Genomic DNA, 18,049 nt, shown 5'->3' with positions numbered 1-18,049 from the left:
GGATTTTTGCGCCTCAGGGGCCGGCTCAGCCGTCAGGGTATGCGGCGCGCCTGCTGCGCCGCCGCGCGGGTGTCGCGCGGCGTGCGGCCGAAGCGCTTCTTGTAGTGGCGGCAGAACTGCGACTGGTCGGAGAAGCCGTAGTGCTGGGCGACCATCGCGATGGAGCTGCGGTTGCGTGGGTCCCGCAAGGCGCCGTCGCTTTCGGTGAGCCGCTGCTCGATCATCCACCGTCCCATGGTGGTGCCGGTCGCCGCGAACAGCCGATGAACGTAGCGGACCGACAGCCCGCAGGCAGCGGCGACATCGGCCGGCGTCAGGCTTGAATCATACAGCCGCTTGCGGATGGCGGCCTTGATGCGGCGCAGATGCGCATCGCGCACGGCGCTCTCCGCGCTTTCGGTCTCGAGCCCCTCTTCGGAGAGCGCGCAGACCAGCAGGTCGAGCGCATGGCGCCCGACGACCGCCTGCTGGCCGTGCTCCAGACCCCGCCCGTTCGCCATGACCGAGCGCAGGAAATCGACGAACAGTCCGCCGAAGCCGGTCGGCCGGCCGATCGTGTGGCCGCGGAAGGCGCGCCCGCGCGGCATGTGCCCGTCGAGCACCGGCTCGGGCACCTTCAGCACCAGCAGCTCGTTGGCGCCGGGCTGGAACAGCTCGTAGGGCAGGTCGCCCCGCTCGGTCAGGAAGCAACGGGGCGGGCAGCGCGAATGGGCGCTGCCCTGGTCGAAGAACAGCTCGCCCGCCAGCGGCACCGTCACGAGGTGACAGGTCTCGGCCTGGGCAGCGATCTGCGCGGCCCGGCGGCGATAGGTCACTGGCGAGGACTGGATGCGTGACAGCGAGATAGCGCCCAGGGTGAGGATGGAGAGCTCGCCATCGAAGCTGCCCGCAGCTTGCGCGCACGCATCCTGCCGGTAGTAAGCGGCGGAAATGGCAGCTTCCCAATCCCTGATCGAGACGCTGCGGGCGGGCGGGACCACCTCGTCGAGCATGGCGCTGTCCTCGGGCCGGCCTCGTCGAGAACGAGGGCGTCGCCCGCAGGCTAAAGCAAGAATGAGTCCGGCCAAGGCCGCGCGGAATGCGTGGCGGCGACGGCATTTGGTCCCAGTCGATGGATGGCCGGGCTTGACCCGGCCATCCCTCCGCTTGAGGTCTCAAGAGCTGCTAAGGTCCGCTCTTCCGCTCACGCTGCCTGGGTCGACGATGGGCCGAAGGTGCCGTAGGCGGCAAAGCGCGGGTCGTAGGCGGCGCTCTTCAGCATGCCGTGCAATTGCCGCCGGCGGGCGCCCATGTTGCCGCCGTCGTAGAGCGGGAAGCACATGGCGTCGTTCATGAGCTCCGCCAGCGGGTGCATGTCGGTGTAGCTGTCGACGCCGACCACCCGCATGGCGTCGTAGACGACGGAGACGCAGGTTTCGGAGCAGAAGACTTTCGTCATCACCGCGAGCTCCTGCTCGGCTCCCCCGGAGAGGTCGAACTGCTGGCAGGACTTCCAGGTCAGGTAGCGGCAGGCCTCGATCTTCATCTTCATGTCCGCCAGCATGTAGCCGACGGTGGAATATTCGATGATCGGGTGCGGGCCGGAGCGGGAATCCGCCTTGGCGAAGGCCAGCGCGTGCTCGAAGGCGGCGCGCATGACGCCGACGCAGGCCGCGCCGATCAGCGCGGCGGTCCAGGCGAAGTTGGTGGCGACGATCTTGATGCCGTCGCCGGGCTTGCCGATGATGTTGGCGGCCGGAACGCGCACGTTGTCGAACTTCATGCGGGGCGAGATGGATGCGCGGTGCCCCACCGTGTCCAGCAGCCCCGTGATCTGGATGCCCGGCAGGTGGCCCGGAACCATGATCACCGCCAGGGACTCTTCGGCGTTCTTGCCCGGGTCGGTCCGGCACACCACCGCATAGAGATGGCAGCCCTTGCCGTCCCAGCCGGTGCCGTTCGTCGTATAGTGCTTCTCGCCGCTGATCACCCATTCGTCGCCGTCGCGCGTGGCGAAGGTGCGCACGCCGAAGCGCGGGTCCGCGGCATCGTAGTTGGCCCCGCCGGTGACTTCGGTGAATGCCAAGGCGGCCAGCCGCGTTCCGTCGTCGATGAAATCGGGAATGAAGCGCTGCTTCTGCTCCTCGGTGCCGAAGAAGACGACGGGCTTGAGGCCGAGCCCGGTGCCCAGGAGCGTGCTGGGCAGGTTGACGTCGACGGCGGACAGCTCTTCGGCGGCAAGCGCGAAGTCGAGGGTCGAAACGCCGGTTCCGCCGTAGTCCGTGGGGAAGAGACCTTTCACGAAGCCGGCGTCCACGGCCTGCTTATGAAACGGTCGCGTCGCGTAGAAGCGCGCGTCCGGCGTGGAATATTGACGAATGGTCTTGCGGATGTCCTTGAGAACGGTGGTCGCGAACGCGCGTGCGCCGTCCCGAAGCGCAATCTGTTCGTCGCTGAGGGTGAAATTGATGCTCACCTCGTTGCTCCTCTCTGTGATGGCCGAGATCTATCCGTGCCATCGCCGGCCGCGCGCGGTCTTGGGCGGGAGCGACAAAAAAACCAGGCCGATCGTGCACGTCGGCTGTCCTGGCTAGAGCAAGCGAAGCTCAAAAAAGCGGCAGCAGCTTTCATATTGTTTAGCCTTGACACGGGCAAACCCGAAGTCGACGGTTGGTAACCGGGGCAGGGTTTTGCAGGTCTCGCTGCCTTGCCGGCAGCGGAGGGCCAAATGTCGTCGTGGACCACGCTAGATCTTCCGACCAAGGAGCAGTTCGGCTACTGGCGCGAGGTGCTCTGCGAGGCTTTCATTACGCTGAATCCGACGCGAAAGCGAACCGGCGGCTTCTCGGGCAGCGTCAAGGCCGACATGATCTCCGAGATCAATGTGACCAGCCTGCTGACGGAGGAGCACCGCGTCGTCAGGGGCGCTGCCGAGATCGCCAGGAGCCCGCTAGAAGTCTACTTCGTCAATATGCAGATGAAGGGAACCGTGCTGGCCAAGCAGCGGGGGCGCGAGGTCTTAATCGAGCCGAACGAGTTTTATATCGTCGATTCGACCGAGCCGTATGATCTGGATTACCATTCCGGGCTCAAGATATACTCCTTCAGAATCCCCAAGAGGCTTCTCGATCCGCTGCTGACGGATCCGGCGGAGCTGACCGCGCGGCGCATATCGCGGGACACGCCCATGGGCGCGCTCGCCATCGACTTCCTGCAGTCGATCCAGCGGCAGCCCGATGCCATTCCGGCCCCGGCCGGCAGGTCCGTCGCCCGCGTCATGACCGAGCTGGTGGCCTGCGCTCTCCAGGGGAGGGCCGACCTGGAGGACCGGGCCGCGGGATCGGTGCGGCATGCGCTGCTCGGCTCGGTCCTGAGCTTCATCGACGCCAATCTGCACGACCCCAATCTGTCGGTGGAGACGGTCTGCCGGCGCTTCAAGATCTCGCCGCGCTACCTGCACCGCCTGTTCGAGGCGGCCGAGATGACGTTCAGCGCGTCGGTCCGCAGCCGCCGGCTCGAGCGCACCGCCGCCGAGCTCGCGCGTACGCCCCGTCGGCCGGTCTCCGACATCGCGCTGGATTGCGGCTTCAGCGATCTCTCCCACTTCAACCGCTCGTTCCGCAAACGCTTCGGCGCGTCGCCACGGGAATACCGGCACCTGCCGGCACGATAGGGCGCCGGTCCCAAACGTGGATGGCGGTTTTGGGACAATCTGATGCTACCACAAGGCCATGGGGCTGGTGGTCCCGCTCGCGCGGCCGTCCGCCCCTGTCCTGCCGCGCCCTGAAGCCGCCCTGGGCGAGTGCATCCTGGCGAAAAGTCGCCGCGGAAACGGCGGCCGCCCAATCCTCGATCGAGGCGTCGGGCCCGGACAGGGGCACCTCGTCAAGCGTGGCGCTGTCCGCCGGTTGCCCTCCTACGCTCTACCGGCGCCTCGGCCGGGCCCGGCAGCGGCCCCGTCGCCCCGTTGCCCATGCCGGAGCCGGTAGGCGCGAGGCGTGTCACCGGTCCGGCGCCTGAAGACATCGGTGAGATGGCTCTGGCTGGCGAACCCCGTCTCCAGGGCGACCTCGGCGATCGGCAGGTCGGTGGCGAGCAGCAGCTGCCGGGCCCGTTCGATACGCTGCCTGATGACGTATTGGTGCGGCGTCTCGCCATGGGCGATGGCGAAGGCGTGGGAGAGCCGGGCAGAGCTGAGGCCGGCAACACGGGCGAGGCGAGCCGCGTCGAGATCCTCCGCCAGGTGGCCGACGATGAAGGCCCGCAGCCGGGCGAGGCCGGCGCCGACGTCAGGCGATGCGCGCAGGCCCGCCGGCGCCACCGCCCGTGCGAGCTCGCCGTGGTGGCGCAGCAGGTGCGCGGCGGCGGTGCGGGCGAGCTGGTCGATGTAGGGAGGATCGTCGGCGACGTTGCGCCGCTCCAGCGCCTCGACAATCTCCATCGCCACCTGCTCCAGCAGCGGATCGCAGAAGCCGACGTGCGGCTCCAGCGCGATGGCGCGGCGGCCGCCCTCGAACAGCTCCTCTTCGGCGCGCTCCACCAGCGAGCCCCTGACATAGATCATCATGATGTCGGCGCTGCCGGTGAGGCGGAAGCTGGAGGCGACGCGCGTCGGCAGGATGCCGAACTGGCGCGCTCGCAGCGTCAGGGTCCGCACGCCGCTCTCACCGGCTATGCGCCGCTCGATGCGGGCCGCCTGCCGAAGGCAATAGGCGAAGCAGATGTGATCGATCGGCGCGAGCGAGCCGGACCAGCGACGCTCCGCGGTGATCGAAGCGTGAAGGTTGCGCCAGCCCAGCCCATCGCTGGAGGCCACGACGCGGCTGCCCGCCGCCAGCACGATGGGGTGGGTCTCGCCGGTGAGCAGGGCGGCCGCGCCGCCGCCGCGCGTCGCAGACGGGCCGGCCGTCATCGGACACTTTCGTTGCGATCCAAGTAATTTGAAAAAATAGACATGGAATCTGGAAGATCACAACCGGAAGCTCGCCGATACTTGCTCAATAAAGCAACTCGCTCGCCCATTTCCCGTGCAATCAAGCCTCTTTCCTGGGCTGATTGCCGCCGGCGGGCCCTTCGAAGGGTGATGGCAATGGAAGAGACGGACGTCCTTGTGGTCGGCGGCAGCCTGGTGGGCCTCGCCACGACGATGTTCCTGCGCACCCACGGCGTGCCGTGCCTGACGGTGGAGAAGCACCGCGGCACGGCCATCCATCCGCGGGCCGGCTACTTCCAGCTGCGCACGCTGGAGCTGATGCGCGTCGCCGGCATCGCGGACGAGGTGATCCGCGCCGCGCACGCTCTCTACGATCCCAACGGCGGCATGAACGCGGTGGAGACCTTGGCCGGTCGCGAGATCGCCCAATACATCCCCGACATCAACCAGGGCGTCGCGGACCTGAGCCCGGCCCGGCGCCTGTTCATGCCGCAGCAGGTGCTCGAGCCGATCCTGCACGCACGCGCCGCCGCGCTCGGCGCGCGCTTCCGCTATGGCACCGAGCTCGTCTCCTTCAGCCAGGATACCGATGGCCTCACCGCGGTGGTGCGCGATATCGACAGCCTCGAGGAGAGGCGCATCCGCGCCCGCTACATGGTGGCCTGCGACGGCAACCGCAGCCCGGTGCGGGAAGCGCTCGGCATCGCCATGCGCGGCTATCCGGTGATGAGCCACAGCATCACCATCTATTTCCGCGCCGACTGCTCGCGGGCCCTGCGCGGCCGCAACCTCGGCGTGATCTACGTCAACAACCCGCAGGTCCGCGGCTTCTTCCGGCTGGAGAAGACCGGGCTCGGTGGCTTCCTCGTCGTGTTCACCGTGGGCGACATCAACAAGCCCGCGGCGCGCAACGCCGCCGAGGGCATCACCAACGAGGCGGCAGCCCAGCTGGTGCGCGACGCGGTGGGCGAGCCCGACCTCGATGTCCGCGTCGAGGACGTGGCCAAGTGGGCGGCGGTGTGCCGCGCCGCCGAGACCTTCCAGCGCGGCCGGGTCTTCATCGCAGGCGACGCCGCGCACACCATGACCCCCACCGGCGGCTTCGGCGGCAACACCGGCATCCAGGATGCGCACAACATCGCCTGGAAGCTCGCCTGCGTCACCCGCGGCCTCGCCGGCCCGGCGCTGATGGACACCTACGACGCCGAGAGGCAGCCGGCCGGCATGCAGGCGATCGAGCAGGCCTACAACCGCTACGTGACCCGCTCGGACCCGGACATCGGCACCGACGGCATGCGGAAGGCGATCCCCGATACGCACGTGGAGTTCAACCGCTACCGCTCGGCCGCGGTGATCCCGGATGCGGACATCGTCGACGACGGGGGGCCCGACATCGATCCGCGCAAGTCCTTCGCCCGGCCCGGCACGCGCGCCCCGCACCTGGTCCTGCGCCGCGGGGCGGAGACCATCTCCACCCTCGACCTCTACCACGGCCGCTTCGTGTTGATGGCCGGCCACGAGGGGGAGCCATGGCTCGAAGCGGCGCGCCGGGCGGCGCAGGAGACCGGCATCGTCATCGACGGGCACGTGGTGGCTCGGCCGGGGGCGGAGGCGCCGCTTGCCGACCTGCCGCCGCGGCGGGAGGCGATCTCCAGCCTGTTCACGCCGCCGTTCCCCGAGGCGTACGGCATCGGCCCCTCCGGCGCCGTGCTGGTGCGGCCGGACGGCTATGTGGCGTGGAGGCAGACGGCTTTGACGGCCGATGCGCCGCGCGCCCTCGCGCGGGCCGTCGACCGGGTGCTCTGCCGCTGAGCGGCCCGGCCCTGCGTCGCAGCCACCACGGCCGGATCGAGCCCGTCCACGACACGGGGAGGCGATGCGCCGACGTCGCCCCCATCAACCGACCCATGTCCCGCGGGATGCGCCGTTCCGGCCCCGCGACCGTTGAGCCGATCAGGAGCTTGCCATGCCGACGCGCATCCACGTGATCTTCTACAGCATGTACGGCCACATGCATCAGATGGCCGAGGCCGTCGCGGCGGGCGCCCGCGAGATCGAGGGCACGGCGGTGTCGCTGCTGCAGGTGCCCGAGCTGGTGCCCGACGACGTGCTGCTGCTGAGCGGCGCCCGCGACACCAGGGCGAAGTTCGCCGACATCCCCTACGCCGAGCCCGGCAAGCTCGCCGAGGCCGACGCGGTCATCTTCGGCACCCCGACCCGCTTCGGCAACATGTGCGCGCAGATGCGCAACTTCCTCGACCAGACCGGGCCGCTGTGGGCGAGCGGCGCGCTGGTGGGCAAGATCGGCAGCGTGTTCACCAGCGCCGCCACCCAGCACGGCGGCGTCGAGACGACGATCACCGGCTTCCACACCACGCTGCTGCACCATGGCATGATCATCGTCGGCGTGCCCTACACCGAGCAGAAGCTGCTCGACATGGACGAGATCACCGGCGGCAGCCCCTACGGCGCCTCCACGCTGACCAAGGGCGACGGCTCGCGCCAGCCGAGCCGCAACGAGCTCGCCATCGCCCGCTTCCAGGGCATGCACGTGGCCGACATCGCCCGCCGGCTGGACGGCAGCTACTGGCGCTGACGCGCGGGAGGCGTCAGCCCCGGCCACCGCTCCACGATGCCGAGGTCGATGTCGAACAGGTCGAGCACCCGGCCGATGGTGTGGTCGACGATGTCCATGACGGTGGCGGGCCGCGTATAGAAGGCCGGCACCGGCGGATAGACGATGGCCCCCATCTCGGTCACCGCCGCCATGGTGCGGATATGGCCGAGGTGCAGCGGCGTCTCCCGCGTCATCAGCACCAGCCTTCGGCGCTCCTTCAAGGTCACGTCGGCGGCGCGCGACAGCAGGTTGCCGGTGGTGCCGGCCGCGATCTCCGACATGGTCCTGATCGAGCAGGGCGCCACGATCATGCCCATCGTCCGGAACGAGCCGCTGGAACAGGCGGCGCCGACGTCGCCGATGGCGTGCACCTTGTCGGCCAGCGCCTGGACCTCGCCGATCGTCCGGCCGGTCTCCGCCGTCACCGTGAGATGCGCCGCCTTGCTCAGCACCAGGTGGGTCTCGATCGGCGTCGGCCGCAGCAGCTCCAGCAGCCGGATGCCGAAGATGGCGCCGGAGGCGCCGGTGATGCCGATGAGGAGCCGTCCGGCCGGGCGCCCGCCTGCCATGGCCGCGCCCTCAGAGATAGTCCGCCAGCTGCACGCGGCCCCAGTTCCGCGGCACCGAGCGCTCGAAATCGCTGATGCCGTAGCGCGACTTGGCGGTGGCATCGATGCCGATCTTGCCGACCAGCCGGAACGGCGCATGGTCCGGCAGCGGCTCGGCGGACGGGTCATAGAGCGAGCCGCGCGTCGAGGGCACGACGAAGAGGTCTTTGGCGGGATCAGCGCGGGTGGCGATGGCGTGGAACACGTCGCCCGGGTCGTCGATGTCGGTGTCCGGGCCGATGGCCACGACCATCTTGGTGTTGAGCCATGGCGCGCCCATGCAGGCCATCAGCGCATCGTTGACGTAGCCGGGCCGCGGCGCCTCGATCTGGATGAGGCAGGCGAGCGCGCCGCCCCAGGTGGGGAAGCGCACGTCGGTCACCGCCACGCCCATCTCGACGAGGCGGTTGTAGAGCATCGCCTCGTGGCAGAGCCGGGGCAGCACCTGGTGGTCGGTGAACGGGCAGGTCTGGTGGTTGCGGTAGATCGGCCGGTCGCCGCGCATGGTGATGGCGGTGACACGCACCGTGGGGATCAGCTGCCGGCGCGGCAGGTAATAGCTGGTCGGAGCGACGACGAGGCCGGCACCCGCCGGCTCGGTGAGGCGGACCAGGCCCTCGACCACGTATTCGGCATGGGCCGGCACCGTGAGGTCGATGGTCTCGCACGGCACCATCTCGACGTCGAGGCCGGTGATGGTGCCCACCATCTCCATCTCGCCCCACAGGTCCATGTGCAGGCCCGAGAAATTGGCCATGATCTCGTAGGCCGGGTGCACGCCGAAGATGAGGGCGATCGGCATCTCGGCGCGGCCGATGCGCCGATACTTGTCCATGATGAGATGAGTGTGCGGCGTGGCGAAGCTCATGACGCCGTGGTCGGGGCCGAGCGGGTTGGTGCCGGCGTGGGAGGAGTTGTAGAAGCCGGTCTCCGGGTCCTTCACGATGTTCATCGCCGTGATGTAGGGTAGCGGGTCCTGCTCCGAGTGCACCGGCACCGGCAGCTGGCGCAGCCAGTCGACGCGGTCACCGGTCAGCACAACCTCCTTCACCGGCCCGCTCGCCACGGGCACGAAGCCGCGCGGTGGCAGGCGCAGCCGGTAGGCCAGGGTCTTGAGATAATCCCGCTCCGGCACGCCCAGGGCGCGGGCCTGCAGGTGCCGGTGCTTGACCAGGATGTCGCACAGGCGGCGGCCGGGATGCTCGACGATCGTCTCGAACAGGATCGGCTGCTCGCTCTGCGCCGAGAGGGCGCCCACGTCGTCGATGCTGACCGGCTTGGCGATGGTCGTCACCACGTCGGCGTTGCGGGCGAGGAAGCCGCGCAGGTCCTTGTCGAGCCGGGCCGGGCCGGTGTCCGCCACGGCGGGTGTGAGAAGCTCTGACATGACGGCTCCGTGCGGGATTGGTGACGACGGCCGCGACGCGGCCGGCCGCGTTCAGGTGCGGGCGAAGGTCTGCAGCAGCGTCCAGCCGCTCTGATCGATCTGCATCACGTAGGCGGGCTTGACGGCGTCGCGGTCGCGGTCGAACGCGATCACGCCCTCGATCGTCTCCGCCGGCGCCATCGTCTGCAGAGCATCGCGCACGGCGCGGCGCTCCTGCTCCAGGCGTGCCGGATCGCCGGTGGCGTTCGTCGCCGCCAGCGCGCGGGCGTAGAGGTGCACGATCGAGTGGGTCGAGGCATCGAATTGGGCCGGCCGGGTGCGCTGCAGCCCGGCCGCCTTGGCACGCGTCTCGAATTCGGCGGCGAACGCCCGGGTGCGGTCGTTCAGCTGCCACCAGAACGTGGTCGGCACGATGGTGCCGTCGCCGCCGGCGCCCATGCGCTGGGGCAGCTCGACATCGAAGATGGTCGCTCCGGCGATCAGCCGGCCGCGGTGGCCCTGCCGCCGCATCTCGCGTGCCAGATTGATGGCGGCCTCGGGCGGTGCGCCGACGGCGACGAGGTCCGTCGGGCGGCCCATCAGCTTGGAGACCTGCGGGGCGAAGTCGAAATCGGCGACGCGAAAGTCGACGACGGCCTCGACCGGGATCTGCGCCTGCTGCAGCGCGGCGGGCATGACCTTGGTGCCTACCGCCTTCGATACCGCGTCGTCGGTGGCATAGGCGATGGCGGCGGAGGTCGCCGGCAGGCCCTTGCTGCGGATCGTCTCGACGACGCTGGCGAACATCTTCTGCTCGCCCATGTTGTTGCGGAAGGCATAGCTGTAGGGGGCCGAAAGGCCCGGTGCCGACGAGGCCATGGACATCGTGCAGATCATCAGCCGCTCGCCCTGCGGGAACGCCACCTGGCATTCGGTGGTGGAGAACGGCCCGATGACCGCCAGGGCGCCCTCGTCGGCCGCGAGCTTACGCAGGCCCGCCACCGCCTGCTCGGCGCGGCCGGCGGTGTCGAACTCGACAAGGCGCAGGCGGCGCCCGCCGATGCCGCCCTGGGCATTGATCTCCTCCGCCGCCATGGCGGCGGCGATGCGGTTGCTGCGCGACAGGCTGACGAAGGGCCCGGAGCCGGCGGTGAGGTAACCGAGCACCAGTTCGGCGGGCGCGGCCCTGGCCGCGTGCAGGGAGCCGAGGGACAGGGCTCCCGCAAGGAAGCCGCGACGGTCGATGGCCATGGTGTTCCCCTTCCGATCGAGATACGGGCGCCACGCCCCGGCCGAGGGGGCGTCGCCGCGCCGCAAGTGTGCCGGGCTTGAGCAGGATTGCTAAGATACTAATTTACTAGATTAGCTTCTTTTATAAGCTAAATGATTGCCGTGCGGGCAATGCGACGGGCTCCGCCCTCGCCCTCAGCCGGACGATTTGCCGGCGGCGCGCGACAGCCGCCGCGCCGCCGTCTTGGCATCGAGCAGGGTGTGCTCGCCGCTGCCGATCAACTCCGACACGATCGTGGCGAACTGCTCGAAGCCGACGCCGCTCAGCGACCGGAAGAAGCGGTCGTTGAAGGCGCGGATCAGCGGCGCGACGCGCTGGATCTCGCTGCGCCCGAGTGCGGTGAGCACCACCAGGACGCCGCGGCCGTCCTCCGGGTTCGGCTGCTTGGCCAGGAGGCCCCGGTCGACCAGGCGGTTGACCTGGGTGGTGACGAAGGCCCCGCTGACGTGCAGTTCGGCCGCGGCGTCGGCGACGCTGACGCCACCGCCGGCGTGGTGCTCGGCCACCACCATCAGGATGTTGTACTGCGGCGGCGTCAGGTCGAACTGAGCCGCCAGGTGCTGTCGGGACTGGGCCAGGAGCTCGCCCAGGTGGTTGAGGTCGTAGAGCAGGCGGCGGAAGCGGTGATCGCTGCCGCGCACCAGGAGCGCATCGCGCGAGATCGTCGCGGGCAGGGCGAAGGACGGTGGCTCGGGAGCGGCCCCCCGCGCTCTTGCTTTAGCCATGAACGTATTTCGCATCCTCGATGAGCTCCGCCTCGACGGGGATCCGCAGGGCGTCGTGGACGGTATTGTAGAATTTCCAGAAGCCGACGACACAAGCAAGCTCGACGATCTGCGGCGGCGTGAGGTGCTGCTTCAGCCGCCCGTAGATCTCGTCCGGCATGGCCGTGGCGTCGGTCGAGGACAGCCTGACGAAGTCGAAGCACACGCGTTCGAACTCGTCCTTGGGCTCGAAGTCGTCGGCAAGCAGGGCTTCCACCTCGCCTTCGGCAAGGCCCCAGCCCTCCGCAAGCGAATCCCGGCCCTTCTTCAGCATCGAGCAGCTGTGGGCGGTGCAGTAGGCGCAGCCGTTGGTCTTGCTGGCGAGAGCGGCCAACCTCCGCTTGAGGAACTGCGGCAGCGTCTGGCTGGTATCGCGCATGATGTCGCTGTTGAGCTTCCACAGCGTGCCGGCGATCTCCGGCCGGTGGGCGTAGAGCTTGAGGGCGTTGGGCAGGAAGCCCATGCGCTGCTTGTAAGGCTCGACGAGGGGCCGCAGGTGCGGCGCAAAAGCGTCCTCCGGCACGTAGGGAATGAAGGGCTCGGCCTCCGTGCGGGGTTGGGTCTCGACAGGCTCGTTCATCTGCTGCCCTCGGCGTGTGGTGCGGTTGGCGACGATCGAGCCGGCGGTCGCGGCCCGATGTCGAAGGCAATTTACTAACTAGATTAGCTAAGTCAATAAGCATTATATCGACGACCCGAGCCGCCGCGCGACCGCCGGCTCCGCATCTAGCGCAGGATGAATCTCCGATGGCTCATACGCATACCAAGCTTCTCATCATCGGCTCCGGCCCGGCCGGCTACACCGCCGCCATCTATGCAGCCCGTGCGATGCTCGAACCGGTGCTGGTCTCCGGCTATCAAGCGGGCGGCCAGCTGATGATCACCACGGACGTGGAGAACTATCCGGGCTTCGCCGATCCGATCCAGGGCCCCTGGCTCATGGAACAGATGCGGGCCCAGGCCGAGCACGTCGGCGCTCGGCTGGTGTCCGACCACATCGTGCACGTCGACCTCGCCGTCTATCCGTTCCGGGCAACGGCCGACAGCGGCGACACGTTCAGCTGCGACGCCCTGGTGATCGCGACGGGCGCCCAGGCGCAATGGCTCGGGCTGCCCTCGGAAGAGGCGTTCCAGGGTTTTGGCGTGTCCGCCTGCGCGACCTGCGACGGCTTTTTCTTCCGGGGCAAGACCGTGGTGGTCGTCGGCGGCGGCAATACCGCGGTCGAGGAAGCGCTCTACCTGGCTAACCTTGCGGCCAAGGTCACGCTGGTTCACCGGCGCGGCACGCTGCGCGCCGAGCGCATCCTGCAGGAGCGGCTGTTCAAGCACCCGAAGATCGAGGTGCTGTGGGACCAGGCGGTCGACGAGATCTGCGGTGGACGCGAGCCCCCGTCGGTGACCCACGTGCGCCTGAAGAGCACGCGGACCGGCGCGATCACCGAGCTTGCGACCGACGGCGTGTTCATCGCCATCGGCCACAAGCCGGCGAGCGAGCTGTTCGCCGGCAAGCTCGACATGAAGCCGGCCGGCTATATCTGGACCGCGCCCGACTCCACGGCGACCAACATCCCCGGCGTCTTCGCCGCGGGCGATGTCACCGACGACGTCTTCCGGCAAGCGGTGACCGCCGCCGGCATGGGCTGCATGGCGGCCCTGGAGGCGGAGCGCTGGCTGGTGGCCCAGGAGCTCGACCGGGCTGCCGCGGAGTGATGCGGGACGGATTGCATCCGAGCTGGGAGCGCCCCCGGCATGGCAACGCGGACGAGGCTGAGGCTGCGACGCGCGGAAGGCGGCTTGGGTGCTACTCCCGCCCGGTCCGCAAGCCATCCACGAACACGTCCACCAGCCTGAGCACGCTCGCCTGCCAGCCGGGCTGGTCGTTCATGTAACACATGCCGATCAGCGCCCTCAGGATGTCGTCGGCGCTCACGTCGGCGCGGATGCGGCCGCTGGCGGCGGCGCGGGTGAGGAGGGCGCCGATGGCCTGGGTCAGCCGCTCGTAGGAAAACGCAGCGAGGTCGGTCTTGCCGTGGGCGGCGACGGCAAGCGCTGCGGCCATGCCCTTCTTGGTGGCGACGAAGGCGACGTTGGAGTGCAGCCAGCGGCGCAGCGCCTCCACCGGGTCCGGCTCGCCCTTCAGGGACTCGGCCAGCTCACCGAGCTGCTCCACCTCGCGCCGGTACACCGCCTCGTAGAGCGCATCCCGCGTCGGGAAGTGGCGGTAGAGCGTGCCGATGCCCACGCCCGCCTGCCGCGCCACCGCCTCCAGGCTGGCGTCGGCCCCACCGGCGCTGAACACCACCTTGGCCGCCGCCAGCACGCGCTCGCGGTTGCGCACCGCATCGGCGCGGGGCTGCCGCGGGCGCTTGCCGGCAGGATTCATGGTGGCGGGCTCGTCGGCCGGGGGAACTGTCATGGCTCGTGTCTCGTTCCTCCTGCCGCTTGCAAGGCGGAGGCATCCTCCATATCTTGAAATGCGGAGGGGGCCTCCGCATATGTAGGCGTAGGCACCCCATGTGCCCAGCCCGCCCGGTGCCGTGCATCGGCGCCGGAGCCCTCACGCGTCCCGAACACCCCGCCGGCGTCCGCGAGCCGCCGGACCCCGCCGCACGCCCGTGCGCGCGGCCGAATCCCCTTTGCTCGAACGATAACACTGATCGGAGCAGTGCCATGCCTTTCTCCATCAGCCTCGCCGTCAACGGCGTGCGGCGGGACGTCGAGCTCGACGATCCGCGCGTCACGCTGCTCGACCTCCTGCGCGAGCGCCTCGACCTCACCGGTACCAAGAAGGGCTGCGACCGCGGCCAGTGCGGCGCCTGCACCATCCTGGTCGACGGCCGGCGCATCAATTCGTGCCTGGCGCTGGCGGTGAGCCACGACGGCGCCGCCATCACCACCATCGAGGGATTGGCCCAGGGCGACGAGCTGCACCCGGTGCAGGCCGCCTTCATCGCCCACGACGGCTTCCAGTGCGGCTTCTGCACACCGGGCCAGATCATGAGCGCCGTCGGCCTGATCGAGGAAGGCCAGGCCGGCGACGATCCGGAGCACATCCGCGAGGGCATGAGCGGCAATCTCTGCCGCTGCGCCGCCTACGCGGGCATCACCGAGGCGGTGCTGGAGGCGCGGAAACGCCTCGCTGCGCGCGAGCAGGAGACAGCGGCATGAAGAGCTTCGATTACGTCAGGCCCGCCACCATCCCCGAGGCGGTCGCCGCCGCAGCCCAGCCCGGCGCGGCCTATCTCGCCGCCGGGACCAATCTCCTCGACCTGATGAAGGGCGGCATTGCGCGCCCGCAGCGGCTCGTCGACGTGACGCACCTGCCCGGGCTCGACCGCATCGAACGCCTGCCCGATGGGGCGACGCGCATCGGCGCCCTGGTGCGCAACGCCGACCTCGCCCACGACCGGGCGTTTGCCGCCGCCTATCCGGCGGTGGCCGAGGCCCTCCTGTCGGGCGCCTCGGCCCAGCTGCGCAATGCCGCGACGGTCGGCGGCAACCTGCTGCAGAAGACCCGCTGCGGCTACTTTTACGACACCGCTAGCGCCTGCAACCGCCGCCAGCCCGGCGCCGGCTGCGATGCGCGTGGCGGCGAGAACCGGCTGCACGCGGTGCTGGGCTGGAGCGAGGCCTGCATCGCCACCCACCCGTCGGACTTCTGCGTGCCGCTGGTGGCGCTCGATGCGGTGGTGGAGATCGAGGGCAGGGCAGGGCGGCGCCAGGTGCCGGTCGAGGCCCTGCACCGGCTGCCGGGGGATGCGCCCGAGCACGAGAACGTGCTGGCGCCGGGCGACCTGATCGTGGCGCTGCGCCTGCCGGCGGAGGCCGCGCGCTTCGCCGCCCGGGCCCGCTACCTCAAGGTCCGTGAGCGCACCTCCTATGCCTTCGCCGTGGTGTCGGCGGCCGCTGCCCTGGACGTCGCGGGCGGCACGATCCGTGCGGCGCGGCTGGCGCTTGGCGGCGTCGCCGCCAAGCCGTGGCGGGCCCGCCCTGCCGAGGCGTTGCTCGTCGGTGCCAAGCCGGACGAAGCCACCTTCCGTGCGGTGGCGGAGGCGGCGCTGGCCGAGGCCAGGCCCTCCGGCGACAACGCCTTCAAGATCGAGCTCGCCCGCCGCCTCGTCGTGCGTGCGTTCACGCTCGCCGCCGCCGGCACGCCGGCGCGCCTGCCGGCCCTGCCGGCTTCCCCCTTCGCCGCCCAGCTCGGAGCGCCCTCCCATGCCTGAGATCAGCCTCAGCCCGGCGCCGGCCCATCAGCGCCACGGCTCCAACATCGGCCAGCCGCTCACCCGCCGCGACGGCGTCCTCAAGGTCACCGGCGCCGCCCGCTACGCCGCCGACAACCACCCGGCCGGCATGCTCTATGCGGTCATCGCCACCGCGACGATCGCCCGCGGCCGCGTCGCCGCCCTCGACGTCGCCGCCGCCAAGGCCCATCCGGGCGTCGTCGAGGTGATGACGCCGGCCCACAAGCCGCCGCTGGCGGAGGACCCGGACGCCAAGACCAACCCGTTCATGTTCCGGCTCGAGCTGCTGCAGAACGACGGCGTGCGCTACGCCGGCCAGGCGATCGCCGTGGTGATCGCCGAGAGCCTGGAAGCGGCCACCGAAGGGGCGGCGCTGCTTGCGCCGCGCTACGAGGCGCTGCCGGCCCGCGTCGGCCTCGACGGCGACGCGAGCTTCCGGCCGCCGGCCGTGGGCATCGGCAACCCGGCGGCGGTGGCGCACGGGGACGTGGAGGCGGCGCTGGCCAGCGCATCGCTGCGCGTCGAGGCGACCTACGAGACGCCGGCGCAGTACCACAACGCCATGGAGCCGCACGCCATCGTGGCGGCGTGGGAGGGCGATGCGCTTTCCGTCGACACGCCGAGCCAGGGCCTGGCCATGGCCCAGGGGCGCATCGCCGGGCTGTTCGGCATCGCTCCGGAGAACATCCACATCCGCAGCCCGTTCCTCGGCGGCGGCTTCGGATCCAAGGGGCTGATCTCCGGGCCGCAGCTGCTGGGCATCATGGCGGCCAAGCTGGTCGGCCGGCCGGTGAAGCTGGTGCTGCGCCGCGAGCAGATGTACGGGCCGGTGGGCCATCGCCCGCCCACCCGCCAGCGGCTGCGCATCGGCACCGACGGCGACGGCCGGCTCACGGCCATCGCCCACCATGCCAAGACGGTGACGAGCAGCTTCGACGACTTTTATGAGCCGGCCGCCGACGCCTCGCACACGCTCTATGCCGCACCCGCCATTGCCACCTCGCACGAGGCGGTGCGGGCCGACGTCGGCACACCGCTGTTCATGCGCGCCCCCGGCGAGGCGACCGGCTCGATCGCCCTGGAGAGCGCCATCGACGAGGCGGCGCACGCCTGCGGCCTGGATCCGCTGGCCTTCCGCCTGGTCAACTACGCCGAGGTCGAGCCGATCACCGGCAAGCCGTTCTCCTCCAAGGCGCTGCGCGAGTGCTACGCGCAAGGGGCGGCGCGCTTCGGCTGGTCGGGCCGACCGCTCGCGCCGCGGCAGATGCGCGATGATGACGGCTTCCTCGTCGGCTGGGGCGTCGGCACGGCGACCTTCCCGGCGCTGATGTTCGCCGCCGAGGCCCGCGCCGTGATCCGCGCCGACGGCCGCGGCGTGATGGAGACCGGGGCGCATGACATGGGGCAGGGCGCCTGGACGGCGCTGGCCCAGATCGCCGCCGACGGTCTGGGGCTCGCCATCGACCAGGTCGAGTTCCGCGCCGGCACGTCGGACTTGCCGGATGCCGGCATCGCCGGCGGCTCCGCCCACACCGCCACCGCCGGCATGGCGCTGCACAATGCGGGCGCGGCGGTGATCGCCAAGCTGGCGGACCTGGCGACGCGGGACGAGCGCTCGCCCCTGTTCGGCGCCGGCAACGCCGGCGTGATCGCCCGCGACGGCCGCCTCGTGCGCCTCGACGACGAGAGTCGCGGCGAGCGCTACGGCGACATCCTCGCCCGCGCGGGCCTTGCGGAGGTCGAGGCCCGCGGTCAGGGCGTGCCGGACCCGGCGGCCCAGTCGACCTATGCCATGCACGCGCACGGCGCCGTGTTCGCCGAGGTCAAGGTCGACCCGGAGCTCGGCCAGATCCGCGCCACGCGCCTGGTCGGCGCCTTCGCCGCCGGGCGCATCATCAACCCCAAGCTGGTGCGGAGCCAGCTCTATGGCGGCATGATCTGGGGCGTGTCGTTCGCCCTGCACGAGGAGGCGGTGACCGACCGCCGCTCCGGTCGCATCCTCAACGCCGACCTCGCCGAGTACCACGTGCCGGTCAACGCCGACGTGCCGTCGCTGGAGGCGGTGCTGGTCGACGAGCACGACCCGCACGTCAACGCGTTGGGCATCAAGGGCGTCGGCGAGATCGGCGTCACCGGCTCGGCCGGCGCCGTCGCCAACGCCGTCTGGCACGCCACCGGGGTGCGCGTCCGCCGCTTCCCCATCCGCATCGAGGAGCTGCTCGTGCCGCGGTAGGGCGGTGCGGGAGT

At 70.1% G+C, this 18,049-nt stretch carries 16 protein-coding genes; 7 read left to right on the top strand and 9 right to left on the bottom strand.

The window, feature by feature from the left end; translation table 11 throughout:
• Window positions 1–32 precede the first annotated feature (32 nt).
• A complete protein-coding gene (locus ACZ5PO_RS39140; RefSeq protein WP_464188769.1) occupies window positions 33–992 on the bottom strand; it encodes an AraC family transcriptional regulator in 960 nt (319 codons plus the stop codon).
• Between the two features lie 191 nt (window positions 993–1,183).
• Complete coding sequence (locus tag ACZ5PO_RS39135; RefSeq protein ID WP_464188767.1) at window positions 1,184–2,455, bottom strand: acyl-CoA dehydrogenase family protein; 1,272 nt, start codon at window positions 2,453–2,455, stop codon at window positions 1,184–1,186.
• A gap of 252 nt (window positions 2,456–2,707) precedes the next feature.
• Between ACZ5PO_RS39135 and ACZ5PO_RS39130 the strand changes: the two genes are divergently transcribed.
• A complete protein-coding gene (locus ACZ5PO_RS39130) occupies window positions 2,708–3,652 on the top strand; it encodes a helix-turn-helix domain-containing protein (protein WP_464188765.1) in 945 nt (314 codons plus the stop codon).
• A gap of 243 nt (window positions 3,653–3,895) precedes the next feature.
• Here the strand turns inward: ACZ5PO_RS39130 and ACZ5PO_RS39125 are convergent, their stop codons facing one another.
• Window positions 3,896–4,891: a helix-turn-helix domain-containing protein gene (locus tag ACZ5PO_RS39125; RefSeq protein ID WP_464188763.1), complete on the bottom strand. Its 996-nt coding sequence runs from the start codon at window positions 4,889–4,891 to the stop codon at window positions 3,896–3,898.
• Between the two features lie 177 nt (window positions 4,892–5,068).
• Here ACZ5PO_RS39125 and ACZ5PO_RS39120 point away from each other — a divergent pair, with 177 nt between their 5' ends.
• A complete protein-coding gene (locus ACZ5PO_RS39120; RefSeq protein WP_464188761.1) occupies window positions 5,069–6,724 on the top strand; it encodes an FAD-dependent monooxygenase in 1,656 nt (551 codons plus the stop codon).
• A gap of 154 nt (window positions 6,725–6,878) precedes the next feature.
• Window positions 6,879–7,508, top strand: a complete 630-nt coding sequence (wrbA, locus tag ACZ5PO_RS39115) for an NAD(P)H:quinone oxidoreductase (RefSeq protein WP_464188759.1) — start codon at window positions 6,879–6,881, stop codon at window positions 7,506–7,508.
• Here the strand turns inward: wrbA and ACZ5PO_RS39110 are convergent.
• The 5 genes from ACZ5PO_RS39110 to ACZ5PO_RS39090 all read right to left on the bottom strand — a co-directional run bounded on the left by ACZ5PO_RS39110 (window position 7,496) and on the right by ACZ5PO_RS39090 (window position 12,138).
• Window positions 7,496–8,098 carry a UbiX family flavin prenyltransferase gene (locus tag ACZ5PO_RS39110; protein ID WP_464188757.1) on the bottom strand — a complete coding sequence of 201 codons (603 nt, stop codon included), beginning with the start codon at window positions 8,096–8,098 and terminating at the stop codon, window positions 7,496–7,498. The two genes, wrbA and ACZ5PO_RS39110, sit on opposite strands and share 13 nt — an antisense overlap.
• Window positions 8,099–8,108: 10 nt before the next feature.
• A complete protein-coding gene (locus ACZ5PO_RS39105) occupies window positions 8,109–9,524 on the bottom strand; it encodes a UbiD family decarboxylase domain-containing protein (protein WP_464188755.1) in 1,416 nt (471 codons plus the stop codon).
• 51 nt (window positions 9,525–9,575) lie between these two features.
• Entirely contained in the window at window positions 9,576–10,754 is a 1,179-nt protein-coding gene (locus ACZ5PO_RS39100; protein WP_464188753.1) for an ABC transporter substrate-binding protein, read from the bottom strand.
• Between the two features lie 174 nt (window positions 10,755–10,928).
• Window positions 10,929–11,519, bottom strand: coding sequence for a MarR family winged helix-turn-helix transcriptional regulator (locus ACZ5PO_RS39095; protein WP_464188751.1), 591 nt, complete (start codon window positions 11,517–11,519; stop codon window positions 10,929–10,931).
• Window positions 11,512–12,138 (bottom strand): carboxymuconolactone decarboxylase family protein, encoded by a 627-nt coding sequence (locus tag ACZ5PO_RS39090; RefSeq protein WP_464188749.1) that lies wholly within the window; start codon window positions 12,136–12,138, stop codon window positions 11,512–11,514. Before ACZ5PO_RS39090 ends, ACZ5PO_RS39095 begins: the two co-directional genes overlap by 8 nt.
• Window positions 12,139–12,305: 167 nt before the next feature.
• Between ACZ5PO_RS39090 and trxB the strand changes: the two genes are divergently transcribed.
• Window positions 12,306–13,268: a thioredoxin-disulfide reductase gene (trxB, locus tag ACZ5PO_RS39085; RefSeq protein WP_464188747.1), complete on the top strand. Its 963-nt coding sequence runs from the start codon at window positions 12,306–12,308 to the stop codon at window positions 13,266–13,268.
• Between the two features lie 91 nt (window positions 13,269–13,359).
• Here trxB and ACZ5PO_RS39080 read toward each other — a convergent pair whose 3' ends face one another.
• Entirely contained in the window at window positions 13,360–13,974 is a 615-nt protein-coding gene (locus ACZ5PO_RS39080) for a TetR/AcrR family transcriptional regulator (RefSeq protein ID WP_464188745.1), read from the bottom strand.
• Between the two features lie 254 nt (window positions 13,975–14,228).
• Here ACZ5PO_RS39080 and ACZ5PO_RS39075 point away from each other — a divergent pair, with 254 nt between their 5' ends.
• Genes ACZ5PO_RS39075 through ACZ5PO_RS39065 form a run of 3 tightly spaced genes read left to right on the top strand, consistent with a single transcriptional unit; the run spans window position 14,229 to window position 18,035 of the window.
• A complete protein-coding gene (locus ACZ5PO_RS39075) occupies window positions 14,229–14,726 on the top strand; it encodes a (2Fe-2S)-binding protein (protein WP_464188743.1) in 498 nt (165 codons plus the stop codon).
• Window positions 14,723–15,781, top strand: a complete 1,059-nt coding sequence (locus tag ACZ5PO_RS39070; protein WP_464188741.1) for an FAD binding domain-containing protein — start codon at window positions 14,723–14,725, stop codon at window positions 15,779–15,781. Before ACZ5PO_RS39075 ends, ACZ5PO_RS39070 begins: the two co-directional genes overlap by 4 nt.
• The gene (locus ACZ5PO_RS39065) at window positions 15,774–18,035 is read left to right on the top strand and encodes a xanthine dehydrogenase family protein molybdopterin-binding subunit (RefSeq protein WP_464188739.1); all 2,262 of its coding nucleotides are present in this window, start codon (window positions 15,774–15,776) and stop codon (window positions 18,033–18,035) included. Before ACZ5PO_RS39070 ends, ACZ5PO_RS39065 begins: the two co-directional genes overlap by 8 nt.
• Window positions 18,036–18,049 lie beyond the last annotated feature (14 nt).

Source organism: Chelatococcus sp. KU-N122 (assembly GCF_055391085.1).
This window is presented reverse-complemented; position numbering and strand designations above follow the sequence as displayed.